Below are 25,965 nucleotides of genomic sequence, written 5' to 3' on the forward strand. Positions count from 1 at the left end.
AGGTCCATGTCTCGTCGCCATTCTGCCGAAAAGCGCGAAGTCCTTCCCGATCCGAAGTTCGGGAATATCATCGTCACGAAGTTCATGAATTCGGTAATGTACGCCGGAAAGAAGTCGGTCGCCGAAGGCATCGTCTACGGCGCGTTCGGCCTCATCGAAAGCAAGACAAAGCAGAACCCGCTCGGCGTGTTCGAGCAGGCGCTCGAGAACGTCATGCCGACGATTGAAGTGCGCTCCCGCCGCGTCGGCGGCGCGACCTATCAGGTTCCGGTCGAAGTTCGCTCGGTGCGCCGTCAGGCGCTGGGCATTCGCTGGCTGATCTCGGCTGCGCGCGATCGCAACGAGAAGACGATGACCGAGCGGCTCTCTGCGGAGCTCCTGGATGCGTCGAACAACCGGGGTAACGCCGTCAAGAAGCGCGAAGACGTGCACCGGATGGCGGAAGCCAACCGCGCCTTCTCGCACTATCGCTGGTAACGGCGACACACGGAATCTAAGGAACACTCCATGCCCCGCGTTCATGCCATAGAGAATTACCGCAACTTCGGTATCATGGCGCATATCGATGCCGGCAAGACCACGACCACCGAGCGCATCCTCTATTACACCGGCAAGAGCCACAAAATCGGCGAAGTGCACGAAGGTGCCGCGACGATGGACTGGATGGAGCAGGAGCAGGAGCGCGGCATTACGATTACGTCGGCCGCGACCACCGCGTTCTGGGAAGGCAAGCGTCTCAACATCATCGACACTCCCGGCCACGTCGACTTCACCATCGAAGTCGAGCGCAGCCTGCGCGTGCTCGACGGCGCCGTGTGCGTGCTCGACTCGAACCAGGGCGTCGAGCCCCAGACCGAGACGGTCTGGCGCCAGGGCGACAAGTACAAAGTTCCGCGCATCGTCTTCGCCAACAAGATGGATAAGACCGGCGCTGACTTCTACAAGTGCATGCAGGACATCGTCGACCGCCTCGGCGCAAAGCCGATCGCGATCCAGCTTCCGATCGGCTCCGAGAACAACTTCAAGGGCCTGGTCGACCTCGTTCGCATGAAGGGCGTGGTCTGGGAAGAAGAGAAGCTCGACGCCAAGTTCGTGGACATCGATATTCCCGAGGACATGGTCGAGAAGGCCAAGGAATATCGCGAGAAGTTGTTGGAAGCCGCCGTCGAGCTCGACGACGAAGTTCTCGCCGCTTACCTCGACGGCAAGGAGCCCGATGAGCCGACGTTGAAGCGCTTGATCCGCAAGGCCGTGCTGACTGGCGCGTTCTTCCCGGTATTGTGCGGCTCGGCGTTCAAGAACAAGGGCGTGCAGCCTCTGCTCGACGCCGTCGTGGATTATCTGCCGTCGCCGGTTGACGTGCCCGCCATCAAGGGCGTCGATGAAGACGGCAACGAGGTCGTTCGCCTGCCGGACGACAAGGAGCCGCTGGCTCTGTTGGCCTTCAAGATCATGGACGACCCGTTCGTCGGCACCATCACCTTCTGCCGCATCTATTCCGGCACGCTGCTGTCGGGCACCGGCGTGATCAATTCGACGCGCGACCGCAAGGAGCGCATCGGCCGCATGTTGCTGATGCATGCGAACAACCGCGAAGACATCAAGGAAGCCTATGCCGGCGACATCGTCGCACTGGCTGGCCTGAAGGAAGCGCGCACCGGTGACACGCTGTGCGATCCCGACAAGGCGGTGATCCTCGAAAAGATGGAATTCCCCGAGCCCGTCATCGAGATCGCGATCGAGCCCAAGTCCAAGGCCGACCAGGAAAAGCTGGGCGTGGCGCTGGCGAAGCTCGCCGCGGAGGATCCGTCCTTCCGCGTGTCGACCGATCAGGAGTCCGGCCAGACCATCCTCAAGGGCATGGGCGAGCTCCATCTCGACATCAAGGTCGACATTCTCCGCCGCACCTACAAGGTCGATGCCAACATCGGCGCGCCGCAGGTGGCGTTCCGTGAGCGCGTCACCAAGAGGTCCGAAGTCAAGTACACCCACAAGAAGCAGACCGGCGGTACCGGACAGTTCGCGGAAGTGTCGATCATCGTGGAGCCGAACGAGCCCGGCAAGGGTTACGAGTTCGAGTCCAAGGTCGTCGGCGGTGCGGTGCCGAAGGAATACATCCCCGGCGTCGAGAAGGGCATCAACAGCGTGCTGAGTTCCGGCGTGGTCGCGGGCTTCCCCGTGGTCGACGTCAAGGTTCAGCTCGTCGACGGCAAGTATCACGACGTCGATTCGTCGGCGCTCGCCTTCGAAATCGCATCGCGTGCTGCATTCCGCGAAGCCTTGCAGAAGGGCAAGTCCGTCCTGCTCGAGCCGATCATGAAGGTCGAAGTGGTGACCCCGGAAGATTACACCGGCTCCGTCATCGGCGACCTGAATTCGCGGCGCGGTCAGATCCAGGGTCAGGACATGCGCGGCAACGCCAACGTCATCAACGCGATGGTGCCGCTCATGAACATGTTCGGTTACGTGAATAACCTGCGCTCGATGAGCCAGGGTCGCGCAACCTTCACCATGCAGTTCGACCACTACGCAGAAGCGCCGGCCAACGTGTCGGCAGAAGTCCAGAAGAAGTTTGCCTGATTGTCGTCGGTCTCGAACTGACGATTGAACGGAGAGTCAAATGGCCAAAGCAAAGTTTGAACGTAACAAGCCGCACTGCAACATCGGCACCATCGGTCACGTCGACCATGGCAAGACGTCGCTGACCGCGGCGATCACCAAGGTCCTCGCCGAAGCCGGCGGCGCGACGTTCACCGCGTACGACCAGATCGACAAGGCGCCGGAAGAGAAGGCGCGCGGCATCACGATCTCGACGGCGCACGTCGAATACGAGACCAAGAACCGCCACTACGCGCACGTCGACTGCCCCGGCCACGCCGACTACGTGAAGAACATGATCACCGGCGCCGCCCAGATGGACGGTGCGATCCTGGTCGTGTCGGCCGCCGACGGTCCGATGCCGCAGACCCGCGAGCACATCCTGCTCGCCCGCCAGGTCGGCGTTCCCGCGCTCGTCGTGTTCCTCAACAAGTGCGACATGGTCGACGATCCGGAACTGCTCGAGCTCGTCGAGCTCGAGGTCCGCGAGCTGCTCTCGAAGTACGAATTCCCGGGCGACACCATCCCGATCATCAAGGGCTCGGCGCTTGCCGCCCTCGAAGATTCCGATAAGACGCTCGGCCATGACGCCATCCTCGAGCTGATGAAGCAGGTCGACGCTTACATTCCGCAGCCGGAGCGTCCGGTCGATCTGCCGTTCCTGATGCCGGTTGAAGACGTGTTCTCGATCTCGGGCCGCGGCACCGTCGTGACCGGCCGTGTCGAGCGCGGTATCGTCAAGGTCGGCGAGGAAATCGAGATCGTCGGTCTGCGCGCCACGCAGAAGACCACGGTCACCGGTGTCGAAATGTTCCGCAAGCTGCTCGATCAAGGCCAGGCCGGCGACAACATCGGTGCGCTGCTTCGCGGTACCAAGCGCGAGGACGTCGAGCGCGGCCAGGTGCTGTGCAAGCCGGGTTCGGTCAAGCCGCACACCAAGTTCAAGGCTGAGGCCTACATCCTCACCAAGGAAGAGGGCGGCCGCCACACTCCCTTCTTCACCAACTACCGTCCGCAGTTCTACTTCCGCACCACCGACGTGACCGGTGTCGTGCATCTGCCGGAAGGCACCGAGATGGTGATGCCGGGCGACAACATTGCGATGGAAGTGCACCTGATCGTGCCGATCGCGATGGAAGAGAAGCTCCGCTTCGCGATCCGCGAAGGTGGCCGCACCGTCGGCGCCGGCGTCGTCGCCTCGATCATCGAGTAATTACGAGAATAGGGATCGGCGAATAGCGAATGTGACATTCGCTATTCGCTATTCGCCACCCCATTGAAGAAAGACCACGGCAATGAACGGCCAAAACATTCGCATCCGTCTCAAGGCGTTCGACCATCGTATCCTCGATACGTCGACCCGCGAGATCGTGAACACGGCGAAGCGCACCGGCGCGCAGGTCCGCGGACCCATTCCGCTGCCCACCCGCATCGAGAAGTTCACCGTCAACCGTTCGCCGCACGTCGACAAGAAGAGCCGCGAGCAGTTCGAGATGCGCACTCACAAGCGCCTGCTCGACATCGTCGATCCGACCCCGCAGACCGTCGATGCTTTGATGAAGCTCGACTTGGCCGCCGGTGTCGACGTCGAGATCAAGCTCTAAGATTTTTGGATCACGTTCGCCACTAGCGGACAGAAAGAACAGGAAGCACGCCGATGCGCTCCGGAGTGATCGCACAAAAGGTCGGGATGACGCGGGTCTTTACAGAGGCCGGCGAACATATCCCCGTGACCGTGCTGAAGCTCGGCAATTGCCAGGTCGTAGGCCACCGCACCGAAGAGAAAAACGGTTATGTCGCGCTCCAGCTTGGTTCTGGCAGCCGCAAGACCGTGTACATGCCCAAGGCGGAGCGCGGCCAGTTCGCGGTCGCCAAGGTCGAGCCGAAGCGGCAGGTCGAGGAATTCCGCGTCTCCGCGGATCAGATGATCCCCGTCGGTGCAGAGATCCTGGCCGACCACTTTGTCGTCGGTCAGTTCGTCGACGTCACCGGTACTTCGGTCGGTAAGGGTTTTGCCGGCGGTATGAAGCGCTGGAACTTCGGCGGTCTGCGCGCCACCCACGGCGTGTCGGTCTCTCACCGTTCGATCGGTTCGACCGGTGGCCGTCAGGACCCGGGCAAGACCTGGAAGAACAAGAAGATGCCCGGTCACATGGGCGTTGACCGCATCACCACGCTCAACCTTCGGGTCGTTCAGCTCGATGTCGAGCGCGGTCTGATCCTCGTCGAAGGCGCCGTTCCCGGTTCCAAGGGCGGCTGGATCCGCGTGCGCGACGCCGTCAAGAAGCCGCTGCCTAAGGAAGCTCCGAAGCCCGGCAAGTTCAAGGTTGCTGGCGAAGCGGACGCTGCTCCGGCTGCGCAGGAGGCGTGAGATGGAATTGAAGGTCACGACCCTCGAAGGTAAGGAAGCCGGCTCGGTCCAGCTTTCCGACACCATTTTCGGCCTCGAGCCGCGCCAGGACATCATTGCACGTTGCGTGCAGTGGCAGCTCAACAAGCGCCAGGCCGGTACGCACAAGGCCAAGGGCCGCGCCGAGATCTGGCGCACCGGCAAGAAGATGTACAAGCAGAAGGGTACCGGTGGTGCTCGTCACGGCTCGGCCCGGGTGCCGCAGTTCCGCGGAGGTGGCCGTGCCTTCGGTCCGGTGGTGCGTTCGCACGCCACCGACCTGCCGAAGAAGGTCCGTGCGCTCGCCCTCAAGCATGCGCTCTCGGCCAAGGCCAAGGACGGCGATCTCATCGTGATCGACAAGGCCGCGCTGGAAGCTGCCAAGACCAAGGCGCTGCTCGGTCATTTCTCCGGTCTGGGTTTGACCAACGCGCTGATCATCGACGGCGCCGAGCTCAACAACGGCTTCGCCGCTGCGGCCCGCAACATCCCGAACATGGACGTGCTGCCGATCCAGGGCATCAACGTCTATGACATCCTGCGCCGTCGGAAGCTTGTTCTGACCAAGGCCGCCATCGATGCGCTGGAGGCGCGCTTCAAATGACGAAGAACATCGAGCCTCGCCACTACGACGTGATCCTGTCGCCGGTCGTGACCGAAAAGGCCACGATCGCCTCGGAGCACAACAAGGTGCTGTTCAAGGTGGCCGCGAAGGCGACCAAGCCGCAGATCAAGGAAGCGATCGAGAAGCTGTTCGACGTCAAGGTCAAGAGTGTCAACACGCTGGTCCGCAAGGGCAAGACCAAGATCTTCCGCGGCAATCTCGGCTCGCAGTCGAACTCCAAGCGCGCGATCGTGACTCTCGAAGAGGGTCACCGGATCGACGTGACCACCGGTCTGTAAGGTCGTACGACGATGGCACTGAAGACATTCAATCCCACGACGCCGGGCCAGCGCCAGCTGGTCATGGTCGATCGTTCGGCCCTCTACAAGGGCAAGCCGGTCAAGGCGCTCACCGAAGGCAAGCACTCCTCCGGCGGCCGTAACAACACCGGTCGCATCACGGTGCGCTTCCGCGGCGGTGGTCATAAGCGAACGTTGCGTACCGTCGATTTCAAGCGCGACAAGGTCGATGCGCCCGCGACGGTCGAGCGGCTGGAGTACGATCCGAACCGCACCGCATTCATCGCGTTGGTCAAGTACGAAGACGGCACCCAGGCCTATATCCTGGCGCCGCAGCGTTTGGCCGTCGGTGATTCCGTCGTCGCCGGCAACTATGTCGACGTGAAGCCGGGCAATGTCATGCCGCTCGGCAACATGCCGGTCGGCACGATCATCCACAACATCGAGGTCAAGATCGGGAAGGGCGGCCAGCTCGCCCGTTCCGCGGGCACCTATGCCCAGCTCGTCGGTCGCGACCAGGACTACGTGATCATCCGCCTGAACTCGGGCGAACAGCGCCTGGTGCACGGCCGTTGCCGCGGCACGATCGGCGCGGTGTCGAACCCGGATCACATGAACACGTCGATCGGCAAGGCCGGCCGCAACCGTTGGCTGGGCCGCAAGCCGCACAACCGCGGCGTTTCGATGAACCCGATCGACCATCCGCACGGCGGTGGTGAAGGTCGTACCTCGGGCGGCCGCCACCCGGTTACTCCGTGGGGCAAGCCGACCAAGGGCAAGAAGACCCGCTCCAACAAGTCGACCAACAAATTCATTCTCCTAAGCCGCCACAAGCGGAAGAAGTAAGGAACGCCGGACATGGTTCGTTCAGTCTGGAAAGGCCCGTTCGTCGAGGGTTCTCTGCTCAAGAAGGCAGATGCCGCGCGCTCGTCCGGCCGTCACGACGTCATCAAGATCTGGAGCCGTCGCTCGACGATCCTGCCGCAATTCGTCGGCCTGACCTTCGGCGTCTACAACGGTCAGAAGCACGTGCCGGTGGCCGTCAACGAGGAAATGGTCGGTCACAAGTTCGGCGAGTTCTCGCCGACCCGCACCTTCCATGGCCACTCCGGGGACAAGAAAGCCAAGAAGGCTTGAGGATTAAACGATGAGCAAACCTAAGCGCGAACGGAGCCTCGCCGAGAACGAGGCCAAGGCGGTCGCCCGGATGCTGCGGGTGAGCCCGCAGAAGCTCAACCTGGTCGCCCAGCTCATTCGCGGCCGGAAGGCGGCTGCTGCGCTCGCCGACCTGCAGTTTTCGCGCAAGCGGATCGCGGTTGACGTGAAGAAGTGCCTGGAATCGGCTATTGCCAACGCCGAGAACAACCACGACCTCGACGTCGACGATCTCGTCGTGGCGCAGGCCTTCGTCGGCAACGGCCTCGTGATGAAGCGCTTTGCCGCCCGCGGCCGTGGCCGTTCGGGCCGTGTCTACAAACCATTTTCACAGCTGACGATCATCGTTCGTCAGGTCGAAGCCGCAGCAGCGGCTTAAGGGACGCAGGAGAACACGATGGGTCAAAAGATCAATCCGATCGGTCTGCGTCTCGGCATCAACCGGACCTGGGATTCCCGCTGGTACGCCGGCAAGCAGGAATACGGCAAGCTGCTGCACGAGGACGTCAAGATTCGTGAGATCCTGCACAAGGAGCTCAAGCAGGCAGCCGTTGCCCGCATCGTGATCGAGCGTCCGCACAAGAAGTGCCGCGTCACCATCCACTCGGCTCGTCCGGGCGTGGTGATCGGCAAGAAGGGCGCCGACATCGACAAGCTGCGCAAGAAGGTCGCGGACATCACGGCGTCCGACGTGGTCATCAACATCGTCGAAATCCGCAAGCCGGAGCTCGATGCGACGCTGGTGGCCGAGTCGATCGCGCAGCAGCTGGAGCGCCGCGTGGCGTTCCGCCGCGCCATGAAGCGCGCCGTGCAGTCAGCGATGCGTCTCGGTGCGGAAGGCATCCGCATCAACTGCTCGGGACGTCTGGGCGGCGCGGAAATCGCGCGCATGGAGTGGTACCGCGAAGGTCGCGTGCCGCTGCACACGCTGCGCGCAGACATCGACTACGGGGTTGCGACCGCGTTCACGACCTTCGGCACCTGCGGTGTCAAGGTCTGGATCTTCAAGGGCGAGATCCTCGAGCACGATCCGATGGCCCAGGACAAGAGAATGGCCGAAGGTGAGACTGGTGGCGGCGGCGATCGCGGCGGCCGGCAGCGCCGGGACAACGCTGCAGCCTGACGCCAGCACAGAGAATTTGAGGGCTTGAAGCCATGATGCAACCTAAGAAAACGAAGTTCCGGAAGGCGCATAAGGGCCGTATCCACGGCGTTGCGTCTTCGGGCGCGACGTTGGCGTTCGGCCAGTTCGGTCTGAAGGCGACCGAGCCTGAGCGCGTCACCGCGCGCCAGATCGAAGCCGCTCGCCGCGCGCTGACCCGCCACATGAAGCGCGCCGGCCGCGTCTGGATCCGCATATTCCCCGACGTTCCCGTGTCGAAGAAGCCTGCCGAAGTCCGCATGGGTTCCGGCAAGGGCGCGCCGGAATTGTGGGTCGCGCGCGTCAAGCCGGGCCGGGTGCTGTTCGAGATCGACGGCGTCAACACCCAGACGGCGCGTGAAGCGCTGACCCTGGCGGCAGCCAAGCTGCCGATCAAGACGCGCTTCGTCGAGCGCATTGCGGAGTAATGGCCATGGCCCAGATGAAAATCGAAGACATCCGCGCGTTGAGCCCCGATCAGCAGGACGACGCCATCCTGAACCTGAAGAAGGAGCGCTTCAACCTGCGCTTCCAGCGCGCCACCGGGCAGCTCGAGAACACCTCGCGCCTGCGCGAAGCCCGCCGTGACATCGCCCGGATCAAGACCGTCGCCGCGCAGACGCGCGCGAAGAAGAAGTAAGAGGCTTACGAAGATGCCGAAACGTACTTTGCAGGGCGTGGTCGTCAGCGACAAGCAAGCCAAGACCATCGTGGTGCGCGTCGATCGCCGCTTTACGCACCCGATCTACAAGAAGACGATCCGCCGTTCGAAGAACTACCACGCGCACGACGAGAGCAACGAGTTCAAGCCGGGCGACATGGTGTGGATCGAGGAATCGAAGCCGATTTCGAAGTTGAAGCGCTGGGTCGTGATCCGGGGCGAACACAAGAAAAGCGCCTGATCTGTTGGCTTTAGCCGACTGACTTCAGGTTAATGTTGAGCGCCGGCTGGGCTGGCGCAAAGAGAAGAGGACGAGGTGCATCAATGATTCAGATGCAGACCAACCTCGACGTGGCCGATAATTCTGGCGCACGCCGTGTCATGTGTATCAAGGTGCTCGGGGGCTCCAAGCGCCGCTACGCCACGATCGGCGACATCATCGTTGTCTCGATCAAGGAAGCTATTCCGCGCGGCAAGGTGAAGAAGGGCGACGTGATGAAGGCCGTCGTGGTGCGCGTCCGCAAGGACATTCGCCGCGCCGACGGTTCGGTCATCCGCTTCGACCGCAACGCCGCCGTTCTGATCAACAATCAGTCCGAGCCGGTCGGTACCCGTATCTTCGGGCCCGTGCCGCGCGAGCTGCGCGCCAAGAACCACATGAAGATCATCTCGCTCGCGCCGGAGGTGCTGTGATGGCTGCGAAGATCCGCAAGGGCGACAAGGTCGTCGTGCTGACCGGCCGCGACAAGGGCCGCACCGGCGAGGTGTTCGAAGTGCGTCCCGACGCCGGTACGGCGCTGGTGCGCGGCATCAACATGGTCAAGCGTCACCAGAAGCAGACGCAGGCCCAGGAGGGCGGCATCATCTCGAAAGAGTCGCCGATCCAACTGTCCAACATCGCGTATGTCGGCAAGGACGGGAAGCCGACCCGCGTCGGATTCAAGATTCTGGCGGACGGCAAGAAGGTCCGCATCGCCAAGAGCTCGGGAGCTGAGATCGATGGCTGAGGCCGCTTACACACCGCGCCTGCGCGCGGAATACGACGCGAAGATCCGGACGGAAATGACCGAGAAGTTCGGTTATGAGAACGTCATGCAGGTTCCGCGCCTGGACAAGGTCGTGCTGAACATGGGCGTTGGCGATTCCGTCAACGACCGCAAGAAGGCCGAGAACGCCGCTGCGGAATTGACCCAGATCGCCGGCCAGAAGGCGATCGTGACCTATTCGCGGATCGCGATCGCGACCTTCAAGTTGCGTGAGAACCAGCCGATCGGCTGCAAGGTCACGCTGCGCAAGGCCCGTATGTACGAGTTCATCGATCGTCTGGTGACGGTCGCGCTGCCCCGCGTCCGCGACTTCCGCGGCTTGAACCCGAAGAGCTTCGATGGCCGCGGCAACTACTCGCTCGGCCTCAAGGAACACATCATCTTCCCCGAGATCGACTTCGACAAGGTCACGGAATCCCGCGGTATGGACATCACCGTCTGCACCACGGCCAAGACCGACGACGAGGCGAGGGCCTTGTTGACCGCATTCAATTTCCCGTTCCGGCAGTGAGACGCTGACCTAAAGCCTCTCAAACGCGGATACCCAGGAGCCAAGCATGGCAAAGAAGAGTTCAATCGAGAAGAACAACCGGCGCAAGCGGATGACGAAGAACGCCGCCCCGAAGCGCGAGCGGTTGAAGGCGATCATCGCCGACAAGACGTTGCCGATGGAGGAGCGGTTTGCTGCGACCCTGAAGCTGGCGGAAATGCCGCGCAACTCGTCGGCGACCCGCATCCGTCTGCGTTGCGAGCTGTCGGGCCGTTCGCGCTCGAACTATCGCTTGACCAAACTGTCCCGCATCGCAATGCGGGACCTTGGCTCCAAGGGCATGGTCCCGGGCCTCGTGAAGTCCAGCTGGTAAGGAGGGTCGTTTAGATGTCTACGCACGATCCAATCAGCGATCTGATCACCCGCATCCGTAACGCGCAGATGCGTTCCAAGAACAAGGTCTCCACGCCTGGCTCGAAGATGCGCGAGAACGTGCTCGAGGTGCTGAAGAGCGAAGGCTACATCCGCGGTTACGCGACGCTCGAGCATTCCTCGGGCCGCAGCGAGATCGAGATCGAGCTGAAGTATTTCGACGGCGAGCCCGTTATCCGTGAGATCGAGCGTGTCTCCAAGCCCGGACGTCGCGTGTACGCCTCGGTGAAGAACCTGCCGCGGGTCAATAACGGACTCGGCATTTCGGTGTTGTCGACGCCGAAGGGAATCATGGCTGACCACAGTGCGCGTGAAGCGAACGTGGGCGGCGAAGTTCTCTTCACGGTGTTCTGAGAAGGATTTTTGATCCATGTCACGTGTTGGCAAAAGACCGGTAGCGGTGCCGTCGGGTGTGACCGCGACCGTCGACGGGCAGACCGTCAAGATGAAGGGGCCGAAGGGCCAGCTTCAGTTCGTCGTCCATAACGACGTCGAGGTGAAGCTCGACAACGGCCAGGTCAAGGTGAACCCGCGGGTCGAGACCAACCGCGCGCGGGCCCTGTACGGGACCGCTCGCGCCCAGGTCGCGAATCTGGTCGAGGGTGTCACCAAGGGTTTCGAGAAGAAGCTCGAAATCACCGGCGTCGGTTACCGCGCCGCGCTGCAGGGCAAGAACCTGCAGCTCGCGCTCGGCTACAGCCACGATGTGGTCTACGCGATCCCGGAGGGGATCACGATCACCGTGCCGAAGCCGACCGAGATCACGGTGACCGGCAGCGACATTCAGCGCGTCGGCCAGGTCGCCGCCGAGATTCGCTCCTATCGTCCGCCGGAGCCCTACAAGGGCAAGGGCGTGAAGTATGTTGGCGAATTCATCTTCCGCAAGGAAGGCAAGAAGAAGTAACGGAGCCGGTCATGTCGAAAGCCAAGGTTACGAATGCCCGGCGCAAGCGCAGTGTACGACTGAAGCTGCGCCGCTCGGGTGGCGGCCGTCCGCGCCTGTCGGTGTTCCGCTCGTCCAAGCACATCTACGCCCAGGTCATCGACGACCTGAAGGGCGAGACGCTGGCCTCTGCCTCGTCGCTCGAGAAGTCGATGCGCGATGGCGGCAAGACCGGCGCCGACATCGATGCGGCGAAGGCGGTCGGCAAGCTGCTGGCCGAGCGCGCCGCCGAGAAGGGTGTCAAGGAAGTCGTGTTCGATCGCGGCAGCTATCTCTATCACGGGCGCGTCAAGGCTCTTGCCGACGCGGCGCGTGAAAGCGGGCTGAGCTTCTAACAGAATTTGAGGATTGAGGCGTAAGCCTCTGAAGGACTGGAAAAACCATGGCAGAACGCGAACAACGTGGTGGACGCGATCAACGCGGCGGCGGACGTGAACGCAGGGAAGAGCGCGACAGCGAGTTCGTTGACAAGCTCGTCCACATCAATCGCGTCGCCAAGGTCGTCAAGGGCGGCAAGCGCTTCGGTTTCGCAGCGCTGGTCGTGATCGGCGACCAGAAGGGCCGCGCCGGCTTCGGTCACGGCAAGGCGCGCGAAGTGCCCGAGGCGATCCGCAAGGCAACCGAATCCGCCAAGCGCAACCTGACCCGCGTGTCGTTGCGCGAGGGCCGCACGCTGCATCACGACATCGCCGGCCGTCATGGCGCGGGCCGTGTTTACCTGCGCGCAGCTCCGGCCGGTACCGGCATCATCGCCGGCGGTCCGATGCGCGCCGTGTTCGAGACGCTCGGCGTCCAGGACGTGGTTGCGAAGTCGATCGGCTCGTCGAACCCGTACAACATGGTTCGCGCGACCTTCGATGCGCTGAAGCATCAGGATTCGCCGCGCTCGGTCGCTGCCCGCCGCAACATCAAGGTGTCCACCCTCCAGTCCCGCCGTATCGGTGGTGACGCCGAGGCGGTTGCCGAATAACGGAAGCTTTTCGGAGTAGACGCCTATGGCCAAGAGTGCCGTTACGACCGCAAAGACGATCAAGCTCGAGCAGACCGGCAGCGCGATCCGCCGCCATCACTCGCAGCGTTCGACGCTGATCGGGCTCAAGCTCAACAAGATCGGCCGCATCAGCGAACTGCCGGACACCCCGGCGGTCCGCGGCATGATCTTGAAAGTTCACCATCTCGTTCGCATTGTCGACGAGAAGTAAGCAAAGGCGCACGATCCCGAAGCGGGACCCGTTTTCGGTGAAGGTCATGCGCAAGAAACAAGGAGCAGGGCGATGAAGCTCAGCGATATCGCCGACAATGCCGGCTCGCGCAAGAAGCGTATGCGCGTCGGCCGCGGCATTGGTTCGGGCAAGGGCAAGCAGGCCGGCCGCGGTGGCAAGGGCCAGACCGCGCGTTCGGGCGTGCGCATCAAGGGTTTCGAAGGCGGCCAGATGCCCTTGCATCGCCGTCTGCCCAAGCGCGGCTTCAACAACATCTTCCGCGTGGAGTTCGCCGAGATCAATCTCGACCGGCTCCAGGATGCGGTCGATGCCAAGAAGATCGACGCCGGCAGCGTCGTGAACGTCGAATCCCTGGTCAAGGCCGGCGTGCTGCGCCGCGCCAAGGGTGGCCTGCGGCTGCTCGGCCGCGGCGAGTTCAAGGCCAAGCTCAACATCGAAGTGCACGGCGCCTCGAAGACCGCGATCGCGGCAGTCGAGAAGGCCGGCGGCTCGGTGAAGATCCTCGCGCCTGCCAAGGAAGAAGGCGAGGCGGCGTAACAACTGCGTCATCGGCCCGCGGCTCGCGGGCCTTTACGCACGCGGGACGATGGACTTATCGAAGCCGTAGCCCCAGATAATGTCCGGTGTCCGGTATAATGTAGCCCGGCCGCGGGCATAACGGCGCAATAAGCGGCGGGAGAAAGTCCAAGATGGCCTCTGCAGCGGAACAACTGGCAGCCAATCTCAATTTCGGTGCGTTTGCCAAGGCCGACGAACTGAAGAAGCGCATCTGGTTCACCCTGGGCGCGCTGCTCGTTTATCGGCTCGGGACCTACATCCCGTTGCCCGGCATCGATCCCAACATCTGGGAGCAGGTGTTCCGCTCCCAGGCGGGCGGCATCCTCGGCATGTTCAATATGTTCGCTGGCGGCGGCATTCACCGCATGGCGATCTTTGCGCTGAACATCATGCCGTACATCTCGGCGTCCATCATCATCCAGCTCCTGACCACCGTCTCGCCGCAGCTCGAGGCGCTGAAGAAGGAAGGCGAGTCCGGCCGCAAGCTGCTGAACCAGTACACCCGTTATCTCACGGTGATCCTGGCCGCGTTCCAGTCCTACGGCATTGCGGTGGGCCTCGAAGGCGCTGGCAACGTCGTCAGCGACCCCGGCATGTTCTTCCGCCTGTCGACGGCGATCACGCTGACCGGCGGCACCATGTTCCTGATGTGGCTGGGCGAGCAGATCACGTCGCGCGGCATCGGCAACGGCATTTCCCTGATCATTCTCTCCGGCATCGTCGCCGAGCTGCCCGCGGCGCTCGCCAACATGCTCGAGCTCGGCCGTCAGGGTGCGATGTCGACCGGCCTGATTCTGGTCGTCATCATCATGGCGGTGGCCGTGATCGCCTTCATCGTGTTCGTGGAGCGCGCCCAGCGCCGGCTCTTGATCCAGTATCCGAAGCGCCAGGTCGGCAACAAGATGTTCGAGGGGCAGTCCTCGCATCTGCCGCTCAAGCTCAACACCTCGGGCGTGATCCCGCCGATCTTCGCGTCCTCGCTGCTGCTGCTGCCGACCACGGTCGCGAACTTCAACGCGGGCAGTGGGCCGGAATGGTTCCAGTGGATCAACACCCAGCTCGGCCACGGCCGTCCGCTGTTCCTGATCATGTATCTGGCGCTGATCGTGTTCTTCGCCTTCTTCTACACCGCGATCGTGTTCAATCCGACCGAGACCGCGGACAATCTGAAGAAGCACGGCGGCTTCATTCCGGGTATCCGCCCGGGCGAGCGTACCGCGGAATATATCGACTACGTGCTGTCGCGGATTACCGTGCTCGGCGCGGTGTATCTGGCGATCGTCTGCTTGATTCCGGAAATCCTGATCTCCTACGCGTCGGTGCCGTTCTACTTTGGCGGCACTTCGCTGTTGATCGTCGTCAGCGTCACCATGGACACGGTGGCGCAGGTGCAGGGCTATCTCCTGGCGCATCAGTACGAAGGCCTGATCCGGAAGTCGAAGCTGCGCGGCCGCCGCCGTTAAGCGCGGCGTCCCTCGGGCGGCGCGATTGCGCCGCCGATTCGCCGCGCGTGCAATGCGCGCGGACGGCGAGCCGGCCATTCGGTCGCCTCGGCAGAGTCGCTCTTCCTGTCGTGCAAGCATTGATCTCAAAGGCTTCTTGGCGTCCGGCCATTTGCTCCCCTATGATATGGGTAGCGGTGCGGCGCTGATTATGATTTGCACTGTAACTGGACTTCAAAACACGGGCGCGCGACGTATCGCGCACCAATCGGGGGGCGTACGCCGATGAGAATTATACTTCTGGGGCCACCGGGATCGGGCAAGGGCACCCAGGCGCAGCTGCTGGTGCAGCGCTATGGCATCGTCCAGCTCTCGACCGGCGAGATGTTGCGTGCAGCGGTGGCGGCCGGAACGCCGGTCGGGCTCAAGGCTAAGGAGATCATGGCCAGCGGCGGTCTCGTGCCAGACGATGTCGTGGTGGGGATCATCTCCGATCGGATCGATCAGCCGGATGCCAAAAACGGTTTCATCCTTGACGGTTTCCCGCGGACCGTGCCGCAGGCCGAGGCGCTGGATGAGCTGCTCAAGCACAAGCACCTCAAGCTCGATGCCGTGATCGAGCTCCGCGTCAACGAAAGCGCGCTCCTGAATCGCGTCGAGACTCGCGTCGCCCAGATGCGCGAGCGCGGGGAAGAGGTCCGGCTCGATGACACCCCGGAGGTCCTGACCAAGCGACTCGCCAGCTACCGCAGCCAGACGGAACCGCTGATTCACTACTATTCCGAGCGGCGCAAGCTCTCGACCATCGACGGCATGATGGCCATCGATGAGGTCACCCGCGCCATCCATCGCCAGCTCCTGGCGCTCGGGGCGGTCGAGCCCAAGACGCATGGCAAGGCACATGGCAAGACGCGCGCCCGGAGTGCGACAAAGGCGGCCCCGGCCAGAAAGGCCAAGGCGGCGAAGAAATCGGCCAAAAAATCTGCGAAAGCGGCCAAAAAGGCTGCCAAATCCGAGAAGGCGGCCAAGAAGGCTACGAAGGCGGGCAAGAGAATCGTCAAGAAAGCCGCCAAGAAGGCAGGAAAGAAGATGGCAGCCAAGAAGACCGCCAGGAAGGCTGTCAAGAAAGGTGCCAAAAAGGCCGCAAAAAAGGTCACGAAAAGGCGAGCTAAGCGCTAGCAGCGGTTGACGAAAGCCTCCTGAATCCCCTAATAAGCCCGCATCCAAGTCGGATAGTTTCAAACGATGCCGGGCCCCAGGAAGACCAGGGGTGGGCGTCGTGTTCGCGTTTGTGAACACCTGCCCGAGAAACCAAGCACTTAAAGCCCGATTCCTGACGAGGGATTGGCGACAGGAGAGAAGGCCGTGGCCCGTATTGCCGGCGTGAACATCCCGACCAACAAGCGCGTGCTGATCGCGCTCCAGTACATCCATGGCATCGGTCAGAAGATCGCCGGTGAGATTCTGGAGAAGGTGAAGATCCCGGTGGATCGTCGCGTCAATCAGCTCAGCGACGCCGAAGTGCTCCAGATCCGCGAAGTGATCGACCGCGACTATATGGTCGAGGGCGATTTGCGTCGTGAGGTCGGCATCAACATCAAGCGTCTGATGGACCTCGGCTGCTATCGCGGCCTGCGCCATCGTCGCGGTCTGCCGGTGCGTGGCCAGCGTACCCACACCAACGCGCGTACGCGCAAGGGTCCGGCCAAGGCCATCGCCGGCAAGAAGAAGTAAGTTTTCGCATCCAATCACGGCGTGTGGCGACCCGGGGATGACCCGTTCGCCACGCGCCTTTCGTTCCACAGGTGTAGCCGCTGGCATTACGGCGGCGTTGAGATCTTCAGGAAAGGTAGTCTATGGGCAAGGAAGCCACCCGCGTTCGTCGTCGTGAGCGCAAGAACATCGCCTCCGGCGTCGCGCACGTGAACTCGTCGTTCAACAACACGACCATCACCATCACCGACGCGCAGGGCAACACGATTGCCTGGTCCTCCGCCGGCACGATGGGCTTCAAGGGCTCGCGCAAGTCGACCCCGTATGCCGCACAGGTTGCCGCCGAGGACGTGTCGAAGAAGGCGCAGGAGCACGGCATGCGCACGCTGGAAGTCGAAGTCGCCGGTCCCGGTTCGGGCCGCGAATCGGCGCTCCGGGCGCTGCAGGCCGCGGGCTTCACCGTCACCTCGATCCGCGACGTGACCACGATCCCGCACAACGGTTGCCGTCCCCGTAAGCGTCGGCGCGTTTGATACCAGATTGCGGGCGCATTGGCGCCCGCGATGATTTTTTGCAAAGCCGTGGAAATGATCTGCGGCCTTTCTCCAACGCCAGTGCCTGCAACAGCAGTCTGACTGGCCTGTATGGGTGAAACAGTGACGATCCAGAAAAATTGGCAAGAACTGATTCGGCCGAACAAGCTGCAGGTACAGCCCGGCAGCGATCCGACCCGTTTCGCGACCATCGTCGCCGAACCGCTCGAGCGCGGCTTCGGCCAGACGCTCGGCAACGCGCTACGCCGCATCCTGCTGTCCTCGCTCCAGGGCGCGGCAGTGCAGTCGGTGCACATCGACGGCGTGCTGCACGAGTTCTCCTCGATCGCGGGCGTCCGTGAGGACGTCACCGACATCGTGCTCAACATCAAGGACATCTCGATCAAGATGCAGGGCGAAGGCCCCAAGCGCATGGTCGTCAAGAAGTCCGGACCGGGCGTCGTCACCGCCGGCGACATCCAGACCGTGGGCGACGTCGTCGTGCTCAATCCCGACCTGCAGATCTGCACGCTCGATGAGGGCGCCGAGATCCGTATGGAGTTCACGGTCGCAACCGGCAAGGGCTACGTTCCCGCCGAGCGCAACCGCCCCGAGGACGCACCGATCGGCCTGATCCCGGTCGACAGCCTGTACTCGCCGGTCCGCAAGGTCTCCTACAAGGTCGAGAACACCCGCGAGGGCCAGATCCTCGACTACGACAAGCTGACCATGACGATCGAGACCAACGGCGCACTGACGCCGGATGATTCCGTGGCCTACGCGGCGCGCATCCTGCAGGATCAGCTCAACGTGTTCGTCAACTTCGAAGAGCCGCGCAAGGAAGTCGCCCAGGAGATCATCCCGGACCTCGCCTTCAACCCGGCCTTCCTCAAGAAGGTGGACGAGCTCGAGCTGTCGGTGCGCTCGGCCAATTGCTTGAAGAACGACAACATCGTCTACATCGGCGACCTCGTGCAGAAGAGCGAAGCGGAAATGCTCCGCACTCCGAACTTCGGCCGCAAGTCTCTGAACGAGATCAAGGAAGTGCTGGCCCAGATGGGTCTGCACCTCGGCATGGAAGTGCCGGGCTGGCCGCCGGAGAACATCGACGAGCTCGCCAAGCGCTTCGAGGATCACTACTGATCCGAACGACAACAGGCTAAGGCGCGAATTCATCGCGCCTTAGCGGGCGAACGCAGGCAGCCCACCTGAGCAACTGGTCCGACGAACCGTCGCGACGAATGAAATTCAAGGAATAGATAAATGCGTCACGGCAAGGTTCATCGCAAGCTCAACCGCACCGCTGAGCATCGCCGCGCGATGTTCGCCAACATGTGCGCCGCGCTGATCAAGCACGAGCAGATCGTCACCACGCTGCCGAAGGCGAAGGAATTGCGTCCGATCGTCGAGAAGCTGATTACCCTCGGCAAGAAGGGCGGGCTGGCCATGCGCCGTCAGGCCATCTCGGAGATGCGTGACAAGGATCAGGTCAGGAAGCTGTTCGACACGCTCGCGCCCCGCTACAAGGATCGCCAGGGTGGCTACACCCGCATCATCAAGGCCGGCTTCCGCTACGGCGACAACGCCCCGATGGCCGTGATCGAGTTTGTCGATCGTGATGTCGATGCCAAGGGCCTGGATTCCGGTCCGGTGCAGGAAAAGGAAGCCGAGGCGGCATAAGCCGACCGGCAGAGAGTTTTCAGAAAGCGGCGCCTTCGGGCGCCGCTTTTTTATTGGCCGTCCTGTTGGTTACGTCCCGCTCCTCACGCGTCGGTGAGTGCCGATTGCTATCGTGCCGGCAGCGCCCAATATCTCCGCAAGCATCAACGGAGATCACGCATGAACATCGACCTATCCGGAAAGAACGCCCTCGTCACCGGCTCGACTGCCGGCATCGGCCACGCCATCGCCAAGGGCCTTGCCGGCTCGGGTGCGAGCGTCGTGATCAACGGACGCGGCCAGGACAAGGTCGATGCGGCCGTGCGCAAGCTGGAAGGGGCGGGCGGAAAGGTCCGCGGCATCGCCGCCGACGTCTCGACCGCGGCGGGCTGCAAGGCGCTGGCCGCGGCGCTGCCAGACGTCGACATCCTCATCAACAATGCCGGCATCTTCGAGCCGAGGGACTTTTTCGACATTCCGGACGAGGACTGGAGCCGCTTTTTCGAGGTCAACGTGATGAGCGGCGTGCGTCTCTCGCGTGCGTATATGAAAGGCATGCTCAAGCGCAACTGGGGCCGAATCGTCTTCATCTCCTCGGAGTCCGGGCTCAACATTCCCGTCGAGATGATCCACTACGGCATGAGCAAGACGGCGCAGCTCTCGGTCGCGCGGGGCCTGGCGCAGCTCACACGGGGCACCGGCGTCACCGTCAATTCCGTGCTGCCGGGCCCCACAATGTCGGAGGGCGTCGAGACGTTCGTGAAGGATCTTGCCAAGCAGAACGGCCAGTCGGTCGATGAGGCCGCGGCCAATTTCGTCAAACAACATCGCCCAAGCTCGCTGCTCCAGCGCTTCGCCAGCGTCGATGAGATCGCCAACATGGTGGTGTATGCGGCTTCGAAGGAAGCCTCGGCGACCAACGGCGCGGCGTTGCGTGCGGAGGGCGGCATCATCAATACGATTGCCTGAGGCCTGCGGATGCCGGCCTATGTGATCTCCGAGGTTGAGGTACGCGACAGAGCCGCGATGGAAGCCTATCGCGAGCTGGCCGCAGCAACCATCGCGCAATATGGCGGCCGCTATCTCGTGCGCGGCGGCGCCGCCGAATTGGTGGAGGGCGGCCCGCCGCCCAAGACCATCATCATCGTGGAGTTCCCATCGATGGCGCGGGCGCAGGAATGGTATGCCTCGGCCGAGTACGCCGAGGCGCTGAAGCTGCGGCACACGGCGCTGGAGCGTCGGCTGCTGTTTGTCGAGGGCGTGGCACCGTAGACAAGCCCGGGCATGACGGAGTGAGTGGCCGCTACCACCCCTCCAGCACGATCTTGCCGCGCGACTTGCCACTCTCGAGCAGTGCATGCGCGCGCTTGAGGTTGGCCGCGTTGATGGTGCCGAAGGTCTGGTCGAGCGTCGTGCGCAAGACGCCCTTGTCGATGAGGTCGGCGACGTCGTTGAGCAGATGATGCTGCGCGATCATGTCGGCGGTTTGAAAGGAGGAGCGCGTGAACATCGATTCCCAATGCACCGAGATGGCCTTGCCCTTGAACGCGCTCACAGTGAATTCCGGGGGATCGTCGATCAGGCCGAATCTGCCCTGCGGCGCCATGAACTCGGCGATGCTCTTGTAGTGCTGGTCGGTGAATGTGAGGCTCGCCACCAGCGCGACGGGCGGCAGCTTGAGCTTCTCGACCTGCTCTTTCATCGGTTGGCCGTGGTCGATCACCGCATGCGCGCCGAGACCGAGGCACCATTTTTGCGACTCCGGCCGCGTCGCGGTCGCGAGCACCGTCAGCCCGGTGAGGCGGCGGGCGAGCTGGATCAGGATCGAGCCAACGCCGCCAGCGCCGCCCGTGATCAAGAGCGTGCGCGGATCGACACTCTTGCCGGGCACCGCACCGAGCCGATCGAACAGCAATTCCCAGGCGGTGATGGAGGTGAGCGGGAGGGCGGCGGCCTGCGCGAACGACAGGCTCTTCGGCTTGTTGCCAACGATGCGCTCGTCGACGAGGTGGAATTCAGAATTGGTACCCTGGCGCAGGATCGAGCCGGCGTAAAATACCTCGTCGCCTGGCTTGAACAGCGTGACGTCGGGACCGACGGTGTCGACAACGCCGGCCGCGTCATAGCCCAGAATCTTGGTCTCGCCCTCGGGCGGGGCTGCGCGCTTGCGCACCTTGTAATCGACCGGATTGGCCGAGATCGCCTTCACAGCCACGCGGATATCACGGCCCTTGGGTTCGGGCTTGGCGGTCTCGAAATCGAACAGCGCGTCCTGATCCTCGATCGGAAGCGACTTCCTGTAGCCGACGGCCTTCATGGCTTGTCTCCTTCAGATAGTGTTGCAGATGCCGGGTCCCGGGTTCGCGTTTTCGCGCGCCCCCGGGATGACAAGCGAGACCTAGAACGCGAACTGCGTCCGCATCGCGACCGCATCGAACTTCGAACCGACATCAGCGGTCGAGATCGGCGTGGCCTGCCTCGATACCGTGCCATGCAGATAGTCCAGCATGAAACGGACGTTGCCGTTGACATACCAGTTCAGCGCTGCCGTGTAGACGGTCTGCCGGCCGCCTGCGATGCCGGTTGCGGTCCCGAGTTGATCGTTGAGGTCGATCGTGGAGAAGCGTCCCGCGACCTCCCACGCGCCCCAGCCGCCGCCCTCGAGGGAGAACGGGTGTGCCGGCTTGACGCCGCCATAGGCCGCATTGGCCGCATTATAGCTGCGACCCTCGCCCGTCAGCACGTAGCCGGCTTGCGCATAGCCGCCCTGGAATTTGAGGCTTGGCGCACCCAGCGGCGGCAGGCCGGTATTGGCGCTGCGATCGATGTTGTACCAGAAATACTCGCCTTGAAGGATCAGCGGTCCATAGGTGGCGGCCGCTTCGACGCTGTAGACCTGCGCGCCGGAGGCATTGGCGATTGCGCCGGTCGTAGCCAGCGCCGTGGGATCGATGCGCAGTTCCGGACGATCGTTCAGCGTCACCGTCTGTGCACCCGTCACCAGATTGCGCGTCGGCTGGATCAGCCATTCGGCATTGCCGCCGAGATGGACCGAGTAGTCTTTGCCGCTGACGACTTGGCCGGCGACACGCGCGACCGCGCCGTATTGTTCCGTGGTGCCGTTCGGCGCAACGCTCGACGCTGAGTGGATCGCACCGGTGGCGGGACCGGTGACATAGGCGCCAGCCCAGAACACGTCGTTGTACCAGCGCGTGCCGACCGCCGAACGGAAGTCGCCCGCAGCGATGCTCGTGGCGACGATCCCCGCCGAGGCGCGTTCCATGAACATGATGTCGTTGGAGCTCGTGGCCTCATCGAGGGTGTAGGGCAGGTCCATGATGCCGCCTTCGATGGCCATCTTGCCGCCGAACGGTTTCAGGCCGGTATAGCTGAGATAGGCGTTCTCGATGCCGGAGACGCCGCCGCCGGGCAGCGAACCCGGAGCTGCGCCGCCAAACCCGTCGGAGGAGCCGCCGAAGTCGTAGACCAGCGCGAAATTCCAGTCGTGGAAGAACTTGCCGGCGACACCGATGCGGGCGCGGCGGACGTTCTCGCCGCTGTCGAGCTTTTGCGGCACGGTCGCCGCCGTGTTGGGCCGATAGTCGTAGCCGCCGACATCCCAATGCACGCGGCCTGTGATCCCGACGCAGTTTGCCCCGTCGGCAGTGCAGATGGTCGGTCGGTTGTTCGGCATTGTCACGACGACGCCGGATGCGGGCGCCGGTCCCTTGAGCGGGATCGCCGCGTTGGCGTTGGCGACGGCGGCCTTCGCTTCGGAACGCGCTTCGGCCTTCGCCTCCGCCTTCGCCTCAAGCCTGGCCTTCGCCGTGGCCGCGGTATTCGCGGCGGTCTGGCTCTGGAGCTTGTCGAGCTTCTGCTCCAGCATCTTCAACTGCTGCTTCAGGAGCGCGATCTCCTGGTCGCTGCTGCTCGCCGATTGGGCCTGGGCCTGCGAGGCTGCCAGTGCGGCGGCGAGACCAATCGCCGTGGCTGCAATTCTTGTCCTGCTCACGTCATGACTCCATCGTTTGACGAACTTCCCCAAGTCGTTGGCGGAGAGCCTAGGTGTGATCGATGACTGCCCCGCGACGCTGCGCCCGGTTGCACGGTTCCCACCGGTGTAAATTCGCCGCAACCGAATCCGCCTTGCACCACCATGCAAGATGACGCACATCATGCCAATCCACAGCCCCGGCAAATTGCTATTTCGCACGCACAGCTTGCAGGCCGGACACGCCAAAGGGGTCGAATATGCCGCCGGGCGCCCTTCTAATGGGGGGCGAACGCGCCTATATTCCGGCGTCTTTTCCAAGAGGTAGGAATGTTTCGATCGACCTGGACCGCCGTCGTCACGGCACTGTGCATAGCTTTTTCGGCCAACTTCAATCCGGCCGCCGCGCAGGACCGCCGTGTGCCGTCCTCGCCCGCCGAACTGCGGCTGTCCTATGCGCCGATCGTGCAGCGGGTGCAGCCGGCGGTTGTCAACGTCTACGCCGCCAAGGTGGTGCAGAACCGCAACCCGCTGCTCGACGACCCCATCTTCCGCCGCTTCTTCGGCGTGCCCGGCCAGCAGCAGGAGCAGGTGCAGCGCTCGCTCGGTTCGGGCGTGATCGTCGATGCGTCGGGGCTCGTTGTCACCAACGTCCACGTCATCGAAGGCGCCGACCAGGTCAAGGTGTCGCTGTCGGACAAGCGTGAGTTCGAGGCCGAGATCGTGTTGAAGGACTCTCGCAGCGATCTCGCGGTGCTGCGTCTGAAGGACACCAAGGAGAAGTTTCCGGCTCTCGAATTTACCAATTCGGACGAGCTGATGGTAGGCGACGTCGTGATGGCGATCGGCAATCCCTTCGGCGTCGGCCAGACCGTGACTCACGGCATCATCTCGGCCTTGGCGCGCACGCAGGTCGGTATCACCGACTACCAGTTCTTCATCCAGACCGACGCGGCGATCAATCCTGGCAATTCCGGCGGCGCGTTGGTCGACATGAACGGCAGGCTCGCGGGCATCAACACCGCGATCTATTCGCGCTCCGGCGGCTCGCAGGGCATCGGCTTCGCGATCCCCGCCAACATGGTGCGCGTCGTCGTGGCCTCCGCCAAGGGTGGCGGCAAGGCGGTGAAGCGGCCGTGGCTCGGGGCGAAGCTGCAGGCGGTGACGCCGGAGATCGCCGAGAGTCTCGGCCTGCGTTCGCCCACCGGTGCGCTGGTCGCAAGCGTTGTCCCGAACGGGCCGGCGGCCAAGGCCGGGCTGAAATCCTCCGACCTGATCGTCTCGATCGACGGCCAGACCGTGGATGATCCCAACGCTTTCGACTATCGCTTCGCCACACGGCCGCTCGGCGGCACCGCGCAGATCGACGTGCAGCGCGGCGGCAAGCCGGTCAAGCTGACGGTGGCGCTGGACGCCGCGCCCGATGCCGGCCGCAACGAGCTCGTCATCACCGCGCGCTCGCCGCTCCAGGGCGCGAAGGTCTCGACCATCACCCCGGCGCTCGCCGACGAGCTGCATCTGGACGCCGATACCGAAGGCGTGGTGGTCACCGATCTCGGCGGCGACAGTGCGGCCGCGAATGTCGGCTTCCAGAAGGGCGACGTCATCCTGGCGGTCAACAACCAAAAGATCAGCAAGACCAGCGATCTCGAAAAGGCGGCGGCCGAGCGCCAGCGCATCTGGCGCATCACGCTGGTGCGCGGCGGCCAGCAGATCAACGTCACGCTGGGCGGATGAGTCCGAAGCGACCACAGGAGACGCCAACTCTCTTCGCCGCGGCGGGGCTCGATCACGAGGCTCCGCATCCGCTGCCGGATCGGCTGCGGCCGCGCGCGCTCTCGGAGGTCGTCGGCCAGGATCACATCCTGGGTCCCGACGGCGCGCTCACGCGCATGCTGGAGACGCGCACGCTGGGCTCGCTGGTGTTCTGGGGCCCGCCCGGCACCGGCAAGACCACGGTGGCGCGGCTGCTCGCGGACGCCACCGATCTGCATTTCGAGCAGATCTCCGCGGTGTTCTCCGGCGTTGCCGATTTGAAGAAGGCCTTTGAGGCCGCGCGTGCACGCCGCGAGATGGGCAAGGGCACGCTGCTGTTCGTCGACGAGGTGCATCGCTTCAACCGCGCCCAGCAGGATTCGTTTCTGCCGGTCATGGAAGACGGCACGGTGGTGATGGTCGGCGCCACCACCGAAAACCCCTCCTTCGAACTCAACGCGGCGCTTTTGTCACGGGCGCGCGTGCTGGTGTTTCGCTCGCTCGACGCGGCCGCGATCGAAAAGCTGTTTGCGCATGCCGAGGAGGTCGAGGGCCGCAAGCTGCCGCTCGACGAGGAAGCGCGCGCCGTGCTGGTGCGCATGGCCGATGGCGACGGCCGCGCATCGCTGACGCTCGTCGAGGAAGTCTGGCGCGCCGCGCGCAAGGACGAGATTTTCGACGCCGCTCAGTTGCAGGAGATATTGCAGCGTCGCGCGCCCATCTACGACAAGTCGGCCGACGGCCATTACAATTTGATCTCGGCGCTGCATAAGTCGGTGCGCGGCTCCGATCCCGATGCCGCGCTGTATTATCTCGCGCGCATGCTCGATGCCGGCGAGGACCCGCTGTTTCTGGCCCGCCGCGTCGTGCGCATGGCGGTCGAGGATATCGGGCTTGCCGATCCGCAGGCGCTGGTCATCGCCAACGCGGCCAAGGACGCCTTCGACTTCCTCGGTCATCCCGAGGGCGAGCTCGCGATCGCGCAGGCGGTGGTCTATCTCGCCACCGCGCCAAAATCGAACGCTGTCTACACCGCCTTCGGCAAGGCGATGCAGGTCGCAAAGCAGGCCGGCTCGCTGCTGCCGCCGAAGCACATCCTCAACTCGCCGACCAAGCTGATGAAGTCGGAAGGCTACGGCGCATCTTACGAATACGACCACGACACGCCCGACGCCTTCTCCGGCCAGGATTATTTCCCGGAAGCCCTGGGCCGCCAGATCTTCTACGACCCGCCCGAGCGGGGGTTCGAGCGGGAGATCCGCAAGCGGCTGGATTATTGGGCGAAGTTGCGGAAGGAGCGGGGTGGCTGAAGCCAAAATCGCCATTTCGCCGT

At 63.3% G+C, this 25,965-nt stretch carries 36 protein-coding genes; 34 read left to right on the forward strand and 2 right to left on the reverse strand.

What is annotated here, in order from left to right; all coding sequences use genetic code 11:
- The first annotated feature begins 6 nt into the window (after nt 1-6).
- The 32 genes from rpsG to BcanWU425_RS17380 all read left to right on the forward strand — a co-directional run bounded on the left by rpsG (nt 7) and on the right by BcanWU425_RS17380 (nt 20,158).
- Nucleotides 7-477 carry a 30S ribosomal protein S7 gene (rpsG, locus tag BcanWU425_RS17225; RefSeq protein ID WP_007603009.1) on the forward strand — a complete coding sequence of 157 codons (471 nt, stop codon included), beginning with the start codon at nt 7-9 and terminating at the stop codon, nt 475-477.
- 30 nt (nt 478-507) lie between these two features.
- Complete coding sequence (gene fusA, locus BcanWU425_RS17230; protein WP_026233180.1) at nt 508-2,580, forward strand: elongation factor G; 2,073 nt, start codon at nt 508-510, stop codon at nt 2,578-2,580.
- A gap of 40 nt (nt 2,581-2,620) precedes the next feature.
- Nucleotides 2,621-3,811 carry an elongation factor Tu gene (tuf, locus tag BcanWU425_RS17235; protein ID WP_018456453.1) on the forward strand — a complete coding sequence of 397 codons (1,191 nt, stop codon included), beginning with the start codon at nt 2,621-2,623 and terminating at the stop codon, nt 3,809-3,811.
- An 82-nt stretch (nt 3,812-3,893) separates the two neighbouring features.
- A complete protein-coding gene (rpsJ, locus tag BcanWU425_RS17240) occupies nt 3,894-4,202 on the forward strand; it encodes a 30S ribosomal protein S10 (protein ID WP_002712302.1) in 309 nt (102 codons plus the stop codon).
- Nucleotides 4,203-4,255: 53 nt separating this feature from the next.
- Nucleotides 4,256-4,969: a 50S ribosomal protein L3 gene (gene rplC, locus BcanWU425_RS17245; RefSeq protein ID WP_007603016.1), complete on the forward strand. Its 714-nt coding sequence runs from the start codon at nt 4,256-4,258 to the stop codon at nt 4,967-4,969.
- Between the two features lies 1 nt (nt 4,970).
- Nucleotides 4,971-5,591 carry a 50S ribosomal protein L4 gene (gene rplD, locus BcanWU425_RS17250; protein ID WP_007603018.1) on the forward strand — a complete coding sequence of 207 codons (621 nt, stop codon included), beginning with the start codon at nt 4,971-4,973 and terminating at the stop codon, nt 5,589-5,591.
- Nucleotides 5,588-5,890, forward strand: a complete 303-nt coding sequence (locus tag BcanWU425_RS17255; protein ID WP_007603019.1) for a 50S ribosomal protein L23 — start codon at nt 5,588-5,590, stop codon at nt 5,888-5,890. The genes rplD and BcanWU425_RS17255 overlap by 4 nt, the downstream gene beginning before the upstream one ends.
- A 12-nt stretch (nt 5,891-5,902) precedes the next feature.
- Complete coding sequence (gene rplB / locus BcanWU425_RS17260; RefSeq protein WP_007611609.1) at nt 5,903-6,736, forward strand: 50S ribosomal protein L2; 834 nt, start codon at nt 5,903-5,905, stop codon at nt 6,734-6,736.
- A 12-nt stretch (nt 6,737-6,748) separates the two neighbouring features.
- A complete protein-coding gene (gene rpsS / locus BcanWU425_RS17265; protein ID WP_007603021.1) occupies nt 6,749-7,027 on the forward strand; it encodes a 30S ribosomal protein S19 in 279 nt (92 codons plus the stop codon).
- 10 nt (nt 7,028-7,037) lie between these two features.
- The gene (rplV, locus tag BcanWU425_RS17270) at nt 7,038-7,424 is read left to right on the forward strand and encodes a 50S ribosomal protein L22 (RefSeq protein ID WP_007603022.1); all 387 of its coding nucleotides are present in this window, start codon (nt 7,038-7,040) and stop codon (nt 7,422-7,424) included.
- A gap of 18 nt (nt 7,425-7,442) precedes the next feature.
- The gene (rpsC, locus tag BcanWU425_RS17275; protein WP_007603023.1) at nt 7,443-8,168 is read left to right on the forward strand and encodes a 30S ribosomal protein S3; all 726 of its coding nucleotides are present in this window, start codon (nt 7,443-7,445) and stop codon (nt 8,166-8,168) included.
- Between the two features lie 32 nt (nt 8,169-8,200).
- A complete protein-coding gene (gene rplP / locus BcanWU425_RS17280) occupies nt 8,201-8,614 on the forward strand; it encodes a 50S ribosomal protein L16 (protein WP_007603024.1) in 414 nt (137 codons plus the stop codon).
- Between the two features lie 5 nt (nt 8,615-8,619).
- Nucleotides 8,620-8,826 (forward strand): 50S ribosomal protein L29, encoded by a 207-nt coding sequence (gene rpmC / locus BcanWU425_RS17285; RefSeq protein WP_007603026.1) that lies wholly within the window; start codon nt 8,620-8,622, stop codon nt 8,824-8,826.
- 13 nt (nt 8,827-8,839) lie between these two features.
- Entirely contained in the window at nt 8,840-9,088 is a 249-nt protein-coding gene (gene rpsQ / locus BcanWU425_RS17290) for a 30S ribosomal protein S17 (protein ID WP_007603028.1), read from the forward strand.
- An 83-nt stretch (nt 9,089-9,171) separates the two neighbouring features.
- Nucleotides 9,172-9,540 (forward strand): 50S ribosomal protein L14, encoded by a 369-nt coding sequence (gene rplN / locus BcanWU425_RS17295; RefSeq protein ID WP_007603030.1) that lies wholly within the window; start codon nt 9,172-9,174, stop codon nt 9,538-9,540.
- Nucleotides 9,540-9,854, forward strand: a complete 315-nt coding sequence (gene rplX / locus BcanWU425_RS17300) for a 50S ribosomal protein L24 (protein ID WP_007603031.1) — start codon at nt 9,540-9,542, stop codon at nt 9,852-9,854. The genes rplN and rplX overlap by 1 nt, the downstream gene beginning before the upstream one ends.
- Complete coding sequence (rplE, locus tag BcanWU425_RS17305) at nt 9,847-10,404, forward strand: 50S ribosomal protein L5 (protein WP_007603032.1); 558 nt, start codon at nt 9,847-9,849, stop codon at nt 10,402-10,404. Before rplX ends, rplE begins: the two co-directional genes overlap by 8 nt.
- A 46-nt stretch (nt 10,405-10,450) precedes the next feature.
- Nucleotides 10,451-10,756 (forward strand): 30S ribosomal protein S14, encoded by a 306-nt coding sequence (rpsN, locus tag BcanWU425_RS17310; RefSeq protein ID WP_007611604.1) that lies wholly within the window; start codon nt 10,451-10,453, stop codon nt 10,754-10,756.
- A gap of 14 nt (nt 10,757-10,770) precedes the next feature.
- Nucleotides 10,771-11,169, forward strand: a complete 399-nt coding sequence (rpsH, locus tag BcanWU425_RS17315) for a 30S ribosomal protein S8 (RefSeq protein ID WP_007603034.1) — start codon at nt 10,771-10,773, stop codon at nt 11,167-11,169.
- A gap of 16 nt (nt 11,170-11,185) precedes the next feature.
- Entirely contained in the window at nt 11,186-11,719 is a 534-nt protein-coding gene (gene rplF / locus BcanWU425_RS17320; protein WP_007603035.1) for a 50S ribosomal protein L6, read from the forward strand.
- Nucleotides 11,720-11,730: 11 nt separating this feature from the next.
- Nucleotides 11,731-12,093: a 50S ribosomal protein L18 gene (rplR, locus tag BcanWU425_RS17325; RefSeq protein ID WP_007603036.1), complete on the forward strand. Its 363-nt coding sequence runs from the start codon at nt 11,731-11,733 to the stop codon at nt 12,091-12,093.
- A gap of 47 nt (nt 12,094-12,140) precedes the next feature.
- Entirely contained in the window at nt 12,141-12,728 is a 588-nt protein-coding gene (gene rpsE / locus BcanWU425_RS17330; protein ID WP_007603037.1) for a 30S ribosomal protein S5, read from the forward strand.
- Between the two features lie 25 nt (nt 12,729-12,753).
- Nucleotides 12,754-12,960, forward strand: coding sequence for a 50S ribosomal protein L30 (rpmD, locus tag BcanWU425_RS17335; RefSeq protein ID WP_018456457.1), 207 nt, complete (start codon nt 12,754-12,756; stop codon nt 12,958-12,960).
- Between the two features lie 72 nt (nt 12,961-13,032).
- Entirely contained in the window at nt 13,033-13,518 is a 486-nt protein-coding gene (gene rplO / locus BcanWU425_RS17340; protein WP_027518586.1) for a 50S ribosomal protein L15, read from the forward strand.
- 152 nt (nt 13,519-13,670) lie between these two features.
- Nucleotides 13,671-15,002 carry a preprotein translocase subunit SecY gene (secY, locus tag BcanWU425_RS17345; protein WP_007611601.1) on the forward strand — a complete coding sequence of 444 codons (1,332 nt, stop codon included), beginning with the start codon at nt 13,671-13,673 and terminating at the stop codon, nt 15,000-15,002.
- Nucleotides 15,003-15,266: 264 nt separating this feature from the next.
- Nucleotides 15,267-16,160 (forward strand): adenylate kinase, encoded by an 894-nt coding sequence (locus BcanWU425_RS17350; protein ID WP_204511513.1) that lies wholly within the window; start codon nt 15,267-15,269, stop codon nt 16,158-16,160.
- Nucleotides 16,161-16,346: 186 nt separating this feature from the next.
- On the forward strand, nt 16,347-16,715 hold the full coding sequence (rpsM, locus tag BcanWU425_RS17355) for a 30S ribosomal protein S13 (RefSeq protein ID WP_018456460.1): 369 nt from the start codon (nt 16,347-16,349) through the stop codon (nt 16,713-16,715).
- A 122-nt stretch (nt 16,716-16,837) separates the two neighbouring features.
- Entirely contained in the window at nt 16,838-17,227 is a 390-nt protein-coding gene (rpsK, locus tag BcanWU425_RS17360; protein ID WP_007603045.1) for a 30S ribosomal protein S11, read from the forward strand.
- Nucleotides 17,228-17,338: 111 nt separating this feature from the next.
- Entirely contained in the window at nt 17,339-18,370 is a 1,032-nt protein-coding gene (locus BcanWU425_RS17365) for a DNA-directed RNA polymerase subunit alpha (RefSeq protein ID WP_007603046.1), read from the forward strand.
- A gap of 120 nt (nt 18,371-18,490) precedes the next feature.
- On the forward strand, nt 18,491-18,907 hold the full coding sequence (gene rplQ, locus BcanWU425_RS17370; RefSeq protein ID WP_018456461.1) for a 50S ribosomal protein L17: 417 nt from the start codon (nt 18,491-18,493) through the stop codon (nt 18,905-18,907).
- A 159-nt stretch (nt 18,908-19,066) separates the two neighbouring features.
- Nucleotides 19,067-19,855 carry an SDR family NAD(P)-dependent oxidoreductase gene (locus tag BcanWU425_RS17375; protein ID WP_204511512.1) on the forward strand — a complete coding sequence of 263 codons (789 nt, stop codon included), beginning with the start codon at nt 19,067-19,069 and terminating at the stop codon, nt 19,853-19,855.
- Between the two features lie 9 nt (nt 19,856-19,864).
- Nucleotides 19,865-20,158: a DUF1330 domain-containing protein gene (locus BcanWU425_RS17380; protein ID WP_204511511.1), complete on the forward strand. Its 294-nt coding sequence runs from the start codon at nt 19,865-19,867 to the stop codon at nt 20,156-20,158.
- A gap of 31 nt (nt 20,159-20,189) precedes the next feature.
- On the opposite strand, the gene BcanWU425_RS17385 is transcribed toward BcanWU425_RS17380, so the two are convergent.
- Nucleotides 20,190-21,203, reverse strand: coding sequence for a zinc-binding alcohol dehydrogenase family protein (locus BcanWU425_RS17385; RefSeq protein WP_204511510.1), 1,014 nt, complete (start codon nt 21,201-21,203; stop codon nt 20,190-20,192).
- Nucleotides 21,204-21,284: 81 nt separating this feature from the next.
- The gene (locus tag BcanWU425_RS17390) at nt 21,285-22,898 is read right to left on the reverse strand and encodes an OprO/OprP family phosphate-selective porin (RefSeq protein WP_204511509.1); all 1,614 of its coding nucleotides are present in this window, start codon (nt 22,896-22,898) and stop codon (nt 21,285-21,287) included.
- A gap of 309 nt (nt 22,899-23,207) precedes the next feature.
- Between BcanWU425_RS17390 and BcanWU425_RS17395 the strand changes: the two genes are divergently transcribed.
- Complete coding sequence (locus BcanWU425_RS17395; RefSeq protein ID WP_204511508.1) at nt 23,208-24,614, forward strand: DegQ family serine endoprotease; 1,407 nt, start codon at nt 23,208-23,210, stop codon at nt 24,612-24,614.
- Complete coding sequence (locus BcanWU425_RS17400; protein WP_204511507.1) at nt 24,611-25,942, forward strand: replication-associated recombination protein A; 1,332 nt, start codon at nt 24,611-24,613, stop codon at nt 25,940-25,942. The genes BcanWU425_RS17395 and BcanWU425_RS17400 overlap by 4 nt, the downstream gene beginning before the upstream one ends.
- Nucleotides 25,943-25,965 lie beyond the last annotated feature (23 nt).

This window comes from Bradyrhizobium sp. WU425 (assembly GCF_021052305.1).
GTDB lineage: Bacteria > Pseudomonadota > Alphaproteobacteria > Rhizobiales > Xanthobacteraceae > Bradyrhizobium > Bradyrhizobium canariense_D.